At 68.2% G+C, this 11503-nt stretch carries 11 protein-coding genes; 4 read left to right on the top strand and 7 right to left on the bottom strand.

Features of this window, described 5'->3' with window-relative positions; translation table 11 throughout:
• Positions 1-54: 54 nt before the first annotated feature.
• Both A605_RS15360 and dnaG read right to left on the bottom strand, forming a co-directional pair.
• Positions 55-876 carry a DUF6414 family protein gene (locus A605_RS15360; RefSeq protein WP_149029425.1) on the bottom strand — a complete coding sequence of 274 codons (822 nt, stop codon included), beginning with the start codon at positions 874-876 and terminating at the stop codon, positions 55-57.
• A gap of 84 nt (positions 877-960) precedes the next feature.
• Positions 961-2865 carry a DNA primase gene (dnaG, locus tag A605_RS10450; protein WP_015401480.1) on the bottom strand — a complete coding sequence of 635 codons (1905 nt, stop codon included), beginning with the start codon at positions 2863-2865 and terminating at the stop codon, positions 961-963.
• Between the two features lie 180 nt (positions 2866-3045).
• On the opposite strand from dnaG, the gene A605_RS10455 reads away from it, so the two are divergent.
• Entirely contained in the window at positions 3046-3516 is a 471-nt protein-coding gene (locus A605_RS10455; RefSeq protein WP_015401481.1) for a guanyl-specific ribonuclease, read from the top strand.
• On the top strand, positions 3503-3757 hold the full coding sequence (locus A605_RS10460) for a hypothetical protein (RefSeq protein WP_015401482.1): 255 nt from the start codon (positions 3503-3505) through the stop codon (positions 3755-3757). The genes A605_RS10455 and A605_RS10460 overlap by 14 nt, the downstream gene beginning before the upstream one ends.
• A gap of 199 nt (positions 3758-3956) precedes the next feature.
• Here the strand turns inward: A605_RS10460 and A605_RS10465 are convergent, their stop codons facing one another.
• The gene (locus tag A605_RS10465) at positions 3957-5237 is read right to left on the bottom strand and encodes a deoxyguanosinetriphosphate triphosphohydrolase (protein WP_015401483.1); all 1281 of its coding nucleotides are present in this window, start codon (positions 5235-5237) and stop codon (positions 3957-3959) included.
• Between the two features lie 21 nt (positions 5238-5258).
• Positions 5259-5963 (bottom strand): YdcF family protein, encoded by a 705-nt coding sequence (locus tag A605_RS10470; protein ID WP_027004298.1) that lies wholly within the window; start codon positions 5961-5963, stop codon positions 5259-5261.
• Positions 5964-6001: 38 nt separating this feature from the next.
• On the opposite strand from A605_RS10470, the gene A605_RS15725 reads away from it, so the two are divergent.
• Positions 6002-8044, top strand: coding sequence for a TPM domain-containing protein (locus tag A605_RS15725; protein ID WP_015401485.1), 2043 nt, complete (start codon positions 6002-6004; stop codon positions 8042-8044).
• A gap of 174 nt (positions 8045-8218) precedes the next feature.
• Here the strand turns inward: A605_RS15725 and A605_RS10480 are convergent, their stop codons facing one another.
• From A605_RS10480 to A605_RS10490, 3 genes are read right to left on the bottom strand one after another with little or no spacing between them, the layout of a single operon-like run.
• Positions 8219-8692, bottom strand: coding sequence for a hypothetical protein (locus A605_RS10480; protein ID WP_015401486.1), 474 nt, complete (start codon positions 8690-8692; stop codon positions 8219-8221).
• Between the two features lie 16 nt (positions 8693-8708).
• On the bottom strand, positions 8709-9254 hold the full coding sequence (locus A605_RS10485) for a hypothetical protein (RefSeq protein WP_015401487.1): 546 nt from the start codon (positions 9252-9254) through the stop codon (positions 8709-8711).
• Positions 9255-9269: 15 nt separating this feature from the next.
• Complete coding sequence (locus tag A605_RS10490) at positions 9270-10655, bottom strand: glycine--tRNA ligase (RefSeq protein ID WP_015401488.1); 1386 nt, start codon at positions 10653-10655, stop codon at positions 9270-9272.
• A 366-nt stretch (positions 10656-11021) separates the two neighbouring features.
• Here A605_RS10490 and A605_RS15730 point away from each other — a divergent pair, with 366 nt between their 5' ends.
• Entirely contained in the window at positions 11022-11489 is a 468-nt protein-coding gene (locus A605_RS15730; RefSeq protein WP_015401489.1) for an ArsR/SmtB family transcription factor, read from the top strand.
• Positions 11490-11503: the final 14 nt, after the last annotated feature.

An 11503-nucleotide genomic window follows, 5' to 3' on the forward strand; every position in this document is an offset into this window, starting at 1 on the left:
AAGGACTAACTGCACACCACAGATTTCTCCGCATGTGCAGCCGCTAGTCGGCTACTAATACGCCGCCATCGCTTTCACGACAATCAAAGGTCCCGTCATCTCAAGATCAGACCTATCAACGTTCCGCCCGGTCATTTTAGCGACCCCTGCCAAAAGTTGGTCACTCGAAATCGCTCTTCTCATGGTTCGGTTGAGGCCCGACAAGTAGAACTTCTCTAGCGAGAAGGAGCGGTTTTCCCCAACAACTCGTTCAACTTGCCCAAAGATGGCAAGTTCATTTTCTAGATTATCGATGTCGTTACCCGCTACCATATGACCAGCGTTCAAAAGAGCTAATACCTGCGGGGCGTCCTCATCTTCGAGTACAGCTTGAAGCACTATTTGGCCCTTTTTCGCTGTTTGCGGAGACAACATGCTCGCTATCACCTCATTATTAGGTCGTTCTTCATTCAGCAATGAAGGATCTGCAATGAACAGCTCAATGAGTCGGCTTAGAAGACCGCCGACTTCGTTCGAAGGTGATAATTCCCACTCGCGCTCTACTTCGACCAGCTGTCGTTTCGATATCCCTGTCCCGAAATCAAAGTGATTGAGAACCTCATCCTTCTTCTCTAGCTCGTCAACCAGCTTGTTGAAGGCGCTGACTGGGTGGCTTTCGATTCTGCGAGATTCCGTCACCTCGGTCTCTTCTCCGGTTCCCCGCTCGCCCCGCCCACTTACCCATGGGATTTGGGCTTTCCCCTCCATGCTTCCGTTCTTGGACGATTGATCACGGACAGTGAGTTCGATATCAGTGGAGACGTCAATGCCATGAAAGTTGGAAAGCGGCACCAAGGTGTCACGGTCAAGATAGATTGGGTTTCGGAAAAAGCTCACTTACTCAGCCTTTCAGACTTCAGAAAATTAACTAAGAAGACCTTGCAAACACGTACGTCGATTGGATTACCACCCGCCCTTTCCTTACGCCCCGCGGAACGCCCGGTCGTTGAGCTCACGGCGGGCCTGCTCCAGTGCCACCAGGTCGGCGAACAGTGAGTTGTAGGCCTGCTCGTCATCGGAGGGGCGCATGCGCTGCAGCTGCCCCTTGAGCTGGGCGATCTGGTTGCCCACGCGCGCCTCCTGCAGCCGGGAGAGCACCGAGTCGGTGTAGCCGGACAGCTCCCCGGACTCCACGCGGATGTCCTCGACCGCCAGCTCGGAGACCAGCGAACGGCCCGCCAGGTCGGCCATCTCGCCAGCCACATTGGCGATCCAGTCCACGCCCGCGGGCGCGGCGGTGCAGCCGCCGGCGCCGGCGATGGCGTCGCGGACCTGCCGGTAGGCGTCGCTGGTGAACGTGTCCGGACTCAGTCCGTCGAAGTAGCTGCCCGTCAGCTCCGGGTACTGCAGCGCCAGCTTCAGCGACTCGCGCTCGGGCCACAGGCGCGGGTCCCGCGGGTTCGGCGGCACGAGCGCCGGCCGCTCCGCGGGGGCCTGCTCGGCGTCGTCGAAGCGGCGGGCGCGGCGCTGCTGCCTGTCCGCCCTCTTCGGCTTGCGGGCCTCCTCGCGGACCTGCTGGAGCACCTCGTCCGGGTCGGGCCAGCCGACCCAGCCGGCGAGCAGGCGGGCGTACTCGTTCTGCAGGACCTTGTCGCGGATGTCGGCCACCACGGGCACGGTGCGGCGCAGCGCCTGCAGACGGCCCTCCACGGTGTCGAGCCGGTAGTCGGAGAGCATGGACTGGATGACGAACTCGAACATCGGGATGCGACCGGCCACCAGGTCGCGCACGGCGGCGTCGCCGCGCGCCAGACGCATGTCGCAGGGATCCATGCCCTCGGGCGCCACGGCCACGAAGGACTGGCCGGTGAACTTCTGCTCGCCCTCGAAGGCGCGCATGGCGGCCTTCTGCCCGGCCTCATCGCCGTCGAAGGTGTAGATCAGCTCGCCGCGGAAGTAGTTGTCGTCGAGCATCAGGCGGCGCAGGATCCGCATGTGCTCGGCGCCGAAGGCGGTGCCGCAGGCGGCCACGGCCGTCGTCACGCCGGCGGCGTGCATGGCCATGACGTCGGTGTAGCCCTCGACCACCACGGCCTGGTGGCCCGCGGCGATGTGCTTTTTCGCCTGGTCGAGCCCGAAGAGCACCTTGGACTTGTTGTAGAGCATCGTGTCCGAGGTGTTCATGTACTTGCCCAGGTTGTCGTCGTCGAAGAGCTTGCGGGCGCCGAAGCCGATGACGTTGCCGGACAGGTCCTTGATGGGCCACAACAGACGGCGGTGGAAGCGGTCGATGGGACCGCGCTTGCCCATCTTCGACAGGCCCGCGGCCTCCAGCTCCTTGAAGTCGAAGCCCTTGCGCAGCAGCACCTTGGTCATCGTGTCCCAGCCCTCGGGGGCGTAGCCGCACTCGAAGGTGTAGATGTGCTCCTGGGAGAAGCCCCGGTCGAGCAGGAACTCGCGGGCGGTCTGGGCCTGCGGGGTCTCCAGCTGCTCCCGGTAGAACTGGTGCGCGGCCTTGTTCGCGGCGATCAGCCGTGCCCGGGTGCCCGGCTCCTCCCGGCGCGCGCCGGTGGATCCGCCCTGGTAGTTGATCGTGTAGCCGATGGTCTCGGCGACGGCCTCGACGGCCTCGGGGAAGGAGATGTGCTCCATCTCCATGAGGAAGGAGTAGACGTCGCCGCCCTTGCCCGTGGAGAAGCAGTGGTAGTAGCCGCGGTTGGGGCGCACGTGGAAGGAGGGCGTCTTCTCGTCTTTGAAGGGTGAGAGTCCCTTCATGGAGTCCGCGCCGGCGGGTTTGAGCTGAACGTACTCGCCCACGATCTCCTCGATCGGGGCACGTTCCCGGATCGCCTGGATGTCGCTTTCCGGAATCCGTCCCTTTGCCATGCATCCAGGGTACCGGGCCGGTCAAACCGGGGCGGGGTGGCGGAAGTGGGGTGGTTCCTTCCGCCGTTATTTAAATTTCGGGGCCCAAACCAGCCCGTATCCTGCGCGGGAGCGGTTCATCGGTAGTACCTGTCGTCTCCCTGGTTTTCGATTCGTGATAGTTCGTGTGAAGATACCAGCATGTCGCAGTCGTCGGCCCCGAGGAAGAGATCGCTCGCCGCGATCCTCGGTGGCATCCTCCTCGCGGGTGTCGCCGCGTGGTTCGGGCTCGACACTGACGGCGACCCCCACCAGACCGCACCGGTGGCCGGCGGCGTCGATACGCCTCCTGCTCCCGTGGTCGGGGCCTACCCCGCCTGCGAGTTGGATTCCCTGCCCGATCAGACCGACCTCGTCGTGGATGACATTCTCACCGGCGGGCCGTTCACCTATCCGGAGAAGGACGGCACCCGCTTCGGCAACTATGAGGGTGTGCTGCCCGATGAACAGCTGGGTTTCTACCGCGAGTACACGGTGGACACCCCGGGGCTGTCGCACCGCGGTGAGCGCCGCATCGTCACCGGCGGGGGCACCGAGGCCGACCCGGAGGTCTGGTACTACAGCGATGATCACTACGAAAGTTTCTGCGAGATTCCCGATGCTGAAGATTAAGACGCGTAACCCGATCCTGATCACCTCCCCCATGCGCAGCCGTTTCGACCTGTACAAGGCGCTCGGGTGCATCCTCAACCCGAAGGGCTTCCCGGCCCCGAACTGTCTCGACGAGATGGCGGATCTGCTGCGCGACAACGGGGTGGACCGGGTGGTCTGCGCCGACTGGCAGCTGGTCTACGACGACGAGGTGGCCATCCTGGATGTCTTCCGCGATCTGGGGGTGACGCTGCAGCGCTGAGGCGCGGGCGTCACGGGCGTCACGGCGGAGGCCGTCATTCTGGTGGGTCGAAAGGGCATGGTCGAAAGGGCATGTCCTTTCGACTGGTGAGGTCGAAACCAGATCCCCTTTCGACCACGTGCTCTCGACCCGGCACTGCCGGACCTCCCCCACCGGCGCTGGCCGGGGAGCCGGGGCCGGCGGGGCCGGCGGGGCTGCACTAACCCATGAAGGCGGCGATGTCCGCCGAGCGCTTCGCCAGCCGCTCCAGCCGGGACTCGGTCATCGACGCGATCTGGTCGACGACCACCCGCTGGCGCGCGGCGTCGTCCTCCGCCTCGTGCCACCACTGGCGGAAGACCGGATCGAGGGTGCCCGGTGCACCGGCGGTCAGGTACTCGAAGACGCGGAAGATCCGGTCGCGCTGCCGGTCCTGGCGGGCCTTGTGCCCGGGATCGTCCATCACGTAGAGCACCGCAATGGTCTTGAGCAGCTTGACCTCCGCCTGTGCCTGGGCGGGGACGACCAGCCGGCCGTTCGCCCGGCCCAACGGGGTCCCGGCGCTCTCGGCGGCGCCGACGGTGGCGTCCACGGTCACCCCGACGTAGCGGCCCACCAGTTCCGAGGTCATCCGCTTCAGGGCGGCGTAGCCGCGCAGGGAGGCGTCGAAGTCCGCCGCCTGGCTGACCACCTCGAGCTGGCGCAGGCCGGCGGCGGCGTCGATGAGTTCCTCCGGGGTGCCGCCGAAGGCGCGTGCGCCCTTCTCCGCGAGCGCGGCCAGTTCCACCAGGTCCCACAGCACGTCGAGGGTCACGCGCCCGGAGACGATGCCGTCCTCGACGTCGTGGACGGAGTAGGCGATGTCGTCCGACCAGTCCATGGTCTGCGCCTCCATGGCGGGTGCCGCGTCGTCGTGCCCGCGCCGGATCCACTCCAGCAGGTGGGCGTCGGCGTCGTAGGCGCCGTACTTGTGGTTGACGCTGCCGTCGGCGTTGGTCCTGGTGCGCGGGTACTTGCACGCGGCGTCGAGGGCCGCGCGGGTGAGGTTGAGTCCGAAGCTCCTGTCGCCCTCGCCGATGATCTTCGGTTCCAGACGGGTGAGGATCCGCAGGGTCTGGGCGTTGCCCTCGAAGCCGCCGCAGTCGGCGGCCACCTCGTCGAGCGCGCGCTCCCCGTTGTGCCCGTAGGGCGGGTGCCCGATGTCATGGGTCAGGCCGGCCAGCTCCGACAGGTCCGGGTCCAGCCCCAGTCCGGTGCCGATGCTGCGGGAGATCTGCGCGACCTCGAGCGAGTGCGTCAGCCGGGTGCGTGGGGTGTCGCCGTCGCGGGGGCCGACCACCTGGGTCTTGTCCGCCAGCCGCCGCAGCGCCGCCGAATGCAGCACCCGGGCCCGGTCGCGGGAGAACGCCCCGCGGTCGTCGGGCCGGGAGTGGTCGAACTCGCTGCCCTTGGGCGCCTCGTCGTGGAGCCGGGCGGCGTCAGCGGAGGTGTAGGGGTACATGGAGGGTTCTTTCGGCGTCGCTCAACGGTTCTGCTGGCTGTTCTTCTGCGCGCGCAGCTGGCGGTGGCGGTTGCGCCGCGAGGGCCGCAGCCACCCCTGGAGCCGGCGCAGCAGTTCCTCCACCCTATCGCCCACTCCCCGGCCGGCCAGCCGGGACACATCGACGACCACCAGGCCGCCGACCTCGTGCATCAGCGACAGCCACCAGGCCCGCGACGGAAAGCGCGTCGGCGACGTCCGCGTCGGCGAGGCGGTGGCGTCCATCCCCGCCCGCCGGGCCAGCAATTCTGCGCGCAGGGCGTGGTTGGGGTCGGTGACGATCACCGCCCGCCCCGGGTCGTGCGCCGCCAGCAGCGCCCGGTAGGACTCGCGGGTGTCATTGCCCTCGGTCACCGCCGTGACCGCCGCCGCGGGCACCCCGCGCTCGACCAGCCAGGACTTCGCCACCCCGGCCTCCGTGAAGCGGTCGCCGGGCAGATTGCCGCCGAGGGTATAGATGTGACCCGCGACCCCGCCCCGCCACAGCCGCAGCGCGTGCTCCAGCCGTCCGGTCAGCTGCTTCGAGGGACGCCCGTCGTACTGTGCGGTGCCGAGCACGACGATCGCCTCGGCCGCGCCCGCGGGCGGGAGGGGGCGGCGTCGCCACGCGTGGGCGATCACGCGCCCGGGGCCCAGCGCCAGCGCCACCGGTACGGCGGGTACGGACAAGGGAAAAGGGATCCTCATTCCCGACAGTCTGCCAGCTGAGTCGGTAACCTGGTGCCATGCTGCGCTTTTTTCCCCGTCCCGCCACCCTGGCCGCCCCGGCTTTCCTCGCCGTCGCGGGGGCCGCCGGACTCGCGCCCGCCGCGCTCGCCGTGGAGCCGGACGCGGTGGTGGCGCAGGGCACGGCCGTGGGCGGGACCATCGCACCCGGGCTGCTCACCGACCCGGTCACCGACCACTCCGGGGTGCTCAACGCGAATGAACGCTCCGCCATCGAGGACAAGATCCAGCAGTTCAAGATGGACAACCAGAAGTCCATCTTCGTGGTCTACCTGTCCAGCTTCGGCGGGATGACGCCGGAGGCGTGGACCGAGGCGGCCGTACAGGCCAACGGCGGCGGCAACACCGCCGTGCTCGCCGTGGCCACCGAGGACCGCCAGTTCGGCATCTACGGCGGCAACCAGTGGTCCGACGCCGAGCTCGACGACATGTACGACGCCGCCTACTCCGAGCTGCTCGAGACCGACTGGGCCGGCACCGCCGAGGCGACGATCGACGCCGCCGCCTCCTCCGGCGAGATGTCCGGCGCGTCGGTGGCCTGGCTCGGTGGTGGCGCGGCCGCGATCGCGGTGGCCGGCGGCGGCATCTGGGCCTACTCGCGGCGGAAGCGGAAGCAGACCAGCCGGGAGATCCTCGAGGACTCCCGCGGCATCGACCCGGGCGACACCCGGCGGCTCACGGGCCTGCCCATGGAGACCCTCGAGCAGCTCGCCCAGGAGGAACTCGTCTCCACCGACGAATCCATCCGCCGCGGCCGGGAGGAGCTCGACCTGGCCGTCGCCGAGTTCGGGCCCGAGCGCACCCGCAGCTTCACCCGCGCGATGAACCACTCCACCACCACCCTGCAGAGGGCCTTCCAGCTCCAGCAGCGGCTCAACGACTCCATCCCGGAGTCCGACACCGAGCGCCGCGCCATGCTCGTGGAGATCATCTCCACCTGCGGGCAGGCCGACGACGCCCTCGACGCCGAAGCCGCCGACTTCGCCGAGATGCGCAACCTCCTGCTCACCGCCTCCACCAGGCTGGACGAGCTGACCCAGCGCACCATCGACCTGCGGGCCCGGCTGCCCCTGGCCGCCGACCAGCTGAGGTCCCTGGAGTCCCAGTACTCCACCGAGGTGCTCACCACCATCGAGGACAACGTGGCCATGGCCGAGAAGTCCCTGGACGAGGCGGAGAAGACCCTCGACACCGCCCGCGAACTCGAGGCGAAGCCCGCCGGCCAGCAGGGCGGCCTGGTCGGCGCCATCCGCGACTCCGAGCACGCCGTCGAGATGGCCGACCGGCTGCTGGTGGCCGTCGAGCACGCCGACCAGAACATCCGCGCCGCCAAAGCCGGCCTCGACGAGCTCATCGCCGAGGTCGAGGACGAGATCCGGGAGGCCGGCGAGCTGAAGCGCCAGGGCACCTCCCAGGGCGCGTCGGCCGACTGGGAGACCCTGGACGAGGTGGTCGGCCGGGCGATCAACACCGTCACCCGCTCAAAGGACATCGCCTCCTCCGATCCCCTGGGCGCCTACACCGCCCTGACTGACGTGGACGCCGAGCTCGACGAGCAACTCGACCGCGTCCGTGAGACCACCGCCGATCAGGCCCGCCGCCTGCAGCTCCTCGACCAGCAGCTGCGCTCCGCGCAGGCCACCATCCAGGCCGCCGAAGACCTGATCTCTGCCCGCGGGCGCGTGGTCGGGGCCAGGGCCCGCACCCACCTGGCGGACGCGCAGCGCCTGCACGCCCACGCCCTGAACCAGCGCACCGCCGACACCCGCGGGGCCACCGACCTGGCACGTCAGGCCACCCAGTCCGCCCAGCGGGCCTCCCGGCAGGCCCAGTCGGACGTGGACGACTACCGCCGCCGCCACGACTTCGGGGGCCGCGGCGGCGGATCCGCCACCGGCGCATTCGTCACCGGCATGGTCATCAACTCGCTGCTCTCCGGCGGCGGCCGCGGTGGTTTCGGGGGCGGCTTCGGCGGAGGATTCGGAGGCGGCGGCGGGTTCGGTGGAGGCGGCGGTGGTGGCTTCCGGGGCGGGTCGTTCTAGCGGCCACCGCCCGCGAGCATAAGGCAGCCCCCTCGATGCAGATGCGCACCGAGGGGGCCGTCGTTTGGTGGCTCTCACTGGGCCGAACTCATTGGGTCGATCCAGCAGGTTCCAACAGGACCCAGCAGAACCCGGCAGGATCGGCCCACCACAACCAATCCAGCCGCTCCGGGCCTATACCCGCGGCCGCCGCACCGGGGAGTCGACGAGCACGCAGCCCCAGGTGAGGAACACGGCGTCGATGGCCGGCATGGAGGCGGTGTGCGGCCCGTCGTAGACCTCGACCTTGCCGCTGATCAGCGGGCGCACCGTCGCCGTGACGCCGTCCGAGCCGATGATGGCCCGCTCCTTACGCCAGAGGCTGGTGCGTTTGAGCAGGTAGTCGCGGCCGTCGCAGTTGGCGGTCAGGGTGCCGACCGTCATGCCGGCCTGGCTGAGAGTGAAGATCGCCCCGTCGCCGGTGGTGGCGCGGGCCCGGAACTGGAGGGGCCCGGGCGTGGACTCGATGAGCAGGCGTTCGCTGCCCAGGATGATCACGTCGGAGCGGACGGCGGCGATGACGTCGCCGCGGGCGTCGACAAGCTCGTTGCCCTCCCAGGTCCACCGGCCGCGGCCCTGCTCGCTGAAGAAGCCCGCCTTCTCCGCCATCGCCTACACAGTCCCCCTAGAGGATGAACGCCAGAATTCCGACGATGGTGAACAGCACCAGCGTCAGGATGAGCACCGCCGAGGACACCCCCAGGCGGGATTCGAGCACCAGGCGGACGAACCAGCTCAGTGCGGCCGCCTCGGAACGGGAGAGCCCGGCGGCCGCGACGTCGTCCTCGAACTCGAGGATGGAGCGGCGCACGCCGTGGGCGGCACCCGAGAACTGCGCGAGCTTGACGGAGTTCTCGTCATCGACGATCCAGTCGTTGCGGTTCTCGTTGATCAGCTTCAGCCGGCGGTCGCCCAAGCGGACGTCGATCTCCTTGCCCCGGGCGAAGTCGCCGCTGGCCTGGTAGACGGTGCCGTCCGGCAGCGTCGCCGTGGCTCCGGTGTCCCTGTCGAACGCGGTCCGCCACTCCACGCCCTCGACGACCGCGGTGGCGGCGGACTCGCCGCCGTCGACGACGAAGCGTCCGAGCTCCTCCGGGCCGTCCTCGACGAACAGCGGGATCTCCCGGTGCCCGTCGGTCTTCTTCCGCTCACCCCAGCTGGTGTAGTGCATCAGCGCGTTAATCCCCTAGCAGCCGATCAGCCGCTGGGCCAGGTAGCCCTGCAGCTCGTTGAGCGGCACGCGGACCTGTTCCATGGTGTCGCGCTCGCGCACGGTCACGGCGTTGTCCTCAAGGGTGTCGAAGTCGACGGTGACGCAGAACGGGGTGCCGATCTCGTCCTGGCGGCGGTAGCGGCGCCCGATCGCACCGGAGGTGTCGTAGTCGACGTTCCAGAACTCGCGCAGGCCGTTGGCCAGCTTCTGCGCCGGCTCGGACAGCTCGGGCTTCTTGGACAGCGGCAGCACGGCCACCTTGACCGGGGCCAGGCGGCGGTCCAGCTTGAGCACGACGCGCTTGTCCACCCCGCCCTTGGAGTTCGGTGCCTCGTCCTCGTGGTAGGCGTCGATGAGGAAGGCCATCACGGCGCGGCCCAGGCCGGCGGCCGGCTCGATGACGTACGGGATCCAGCGCTCGTTCGACTCCTGGTCGAAGTAGGACAGATCCTCGCCGGAGCCCTCGGAGTGCACGCGCAGGTCGTAGTCGGTCCGGTTGGCGATGCCCTCGAGCTCGCCCCACTTGGTGCCCTTGAAGTTGTAGGCGTACTCCACGTCGACGGTGCGCTTGGAGTAGTGCGACAGCTTCTCCTCCGGGTGCTCGTAGAGACGCAGGTTCTCGGGCCTGATGCCCAGGTTGACGTACCAGTTGTAACGGTCGTCGATCCAGCGCTGGTGCCAGTCCTCGTCCTCGCCCGGCTTGACGAAGAACTCCATCTCCATCTGCTCGAACTCGCGGGTGCGGAAGATGAAGTTGCCCGGGGTGATCTCGTTGCGGAAGGACTTGCCGATGTTGGCGATGCCGAACGGCGGCTTCATCCGCGCGGAGGTCATGACGTTCTTGAAGTTGACGAAGATGCCCTGGGCGGTCTCCGGGCGCAGGTAGTGCAGGCCCTCCTCGTCGTCCACCGGACCCAGGAAGGTCTTCAGCAGACCGGAGAAGGCGCGCGGCTCGGTCCAGGAGCCGGGCTGGCCGGTCTCCGGATCGTTGATGTCGGCCAGGCCGTTGACCGGCGGGTGGCCGTGCTTCTCCTCGTAGGCCTCGAGCAGGTGGTCGGCGCGGTAGCGCTTGTGGGTGTGCAGGGACTCCACCAGCGGGTCGGTGAAGACCTCGACGTGGCCGGAGGTCACCCACACCTGGCGCGGCAGGATGATGGAGGTGTCGACGCCGACGACGTCGTCCCGCGACTGCACCATGTGGCGCCACCACTGGCGCTTGATGTTCTCCTTGAGCTCCACACCCAGCGGACCGTAGTCCCAGGCCGAGCGGGTACCGCCGTAGATCTCACCCGCCGGGAAGACCAGACCTCGTCGCTTGCACAGGTTGACGACGGTATCGATGACGGACGCTTGCGCCATGGGGCTTCAGACTCCTCTGGTAGGGGACAGTCGGCTCTGACTTGCTCGGACATGTGTGACGGGTGCGGGCCTGCGGTGGGGCCGTGACGACGGCCGGTGTTTCCTGCCGGGCCACGCAACGTGACCAGTGTAGCGTCCGTGGGGCAACGGTGACGGCACGGGCGGCCGGTTACCCGGGGGTGGCCGGTGACGGCTCCGCCACGGTGTTTGAAATGTCTAGCTTTTATCGGTCGCCGGGTTATAGTTGGGAGAGAAAACAGCACATGGTTCGCTGGCCCCGCCGAACCCCCGCACGCCCGGACCGGAGCGGTCTCCGGTGCTGCGCCGCAAGGAGTGAGCCCCGAAAAACCCAGGAACTGAGCAGCCATGGACCCCCTTCCGGACCTCGACACCGCAACCAAAGTCATCGGCGCGCTCGATTCCCGGCTCCGGATGGAGATCGTCCTCCGGCTCTCGGACCGGGAGCACTACGTCCACGAGCTGGTCGTCGAGCTCGGCAAGTCCCAGCCCCTGATCAGCCAGCACCTGCGGGTGCTCAAGAAGTCCGGCCTCGTCGACTCCCGGCGCCGCGGCCGCGAGATGGTCTACCGGCTCATCCAGCCCGTGGCCCCCGAAATCATCGAACTCGCCGCGCACACGGGCGTGGACCGGCCCGGGCAGCTCACGACGGTCACCCGCATCGACGTCCCGGCTCCGCCCGAGGAGCAGATCCAGAGGCAGGCCGTGGCCCACACCCCGGCCGCGGCGGTAGCCCCGGACCTGGAGCCGCAGGAGCCCATCCCGGACCCCTCCCCCGCCCCGCCGAAACCGCAGTCCCCCTCCGACCCGGGCTGATCCTTTCCCGGGCC

The sequence above is a fragment of the Corynebacterium halotolerans YIM 70093 = DSM 44683 genome (assembly GCF_000341345.1).
Taxonomy (GTDB): domain Bacteria; phylum Actinomycetota; class Actinomycetes; order Mycobacteriales; family Mycobacteriaceae; genus Corynebacterium; species Corynebacterium halotolerans.

Bases quoted from the DNA above. Each gene is read 5' to 3' on its own strand.
- dnaG (WP_015401480.1), bottom strand. From the start codon at position 2,865: ATGGCAAAGGGACGGATTCCGGAAAGCGACATCCAGGCGATCCGGGAA.
- A605_RS10455 (WP_015401481.1), top strand. From the start codon at position 3,046: ATGTCGCAGTCGTCGGCCCCGAGGAAGAGATCGCTCGCCGCGATCCTC.
- A605_RS10460 (WP_015401482.1), top strand. From the start codon at position 3,503: ATGCTGAAGATTAAGACGCGTAACCCGATCCTGATCACCTCCCCCATG.
- A605_RS10465 (WP_015401483.1), bottom strand. From the start codon at position 5,237: ATGTACCCCTACACCTCCGCTGACGCCGCCCGGCTCCACGACGAGGCG.
- A605_RS10470 (WP_027004298.1), bottom strand. From the start codon at position 5,963: ATGAGGATCCCTTTTCCCTTGTCCGTACCCGCCGTACCGGTGGCGCTG.
- A605_RS15725 (WP_015401485.1), top strand. From the start codon at position 6,002: ATGCTGCGCTTTTTTCCCCGTCCCGCCACCCTGGCCGCCCCGGCTTTC.
- A605_RS10480 (WP_015401486.1), bottom strand. From the start codon at position 8,692: ATGGCGGAGAAGGCGGGCTTCTTCAGCGAGCAGGGCCGCGGCCGGTGG.
- A605_RS10485 (WP_015401487.1), bottom strand. From the start codon at position 9,254: ATGCACTACACCAGCTGGGGTGAGCGGAAGAAGACCGACGGGCACCGG.
- A605_RS10490 (WP_015401488.1), bottom strand. From the start codon at position 10,655: ATGGCGCAAGCGTCCGTCATCGATACCGTCGTCAACCTGTGCAAGCGA.
- A605_RS15730 (WP_015401489.1), top strand. From the start codon at position 11,022: ATGGACCCCCTTCCGGACCTCGACACCGCAACCAAAGTCATCGGCGCG.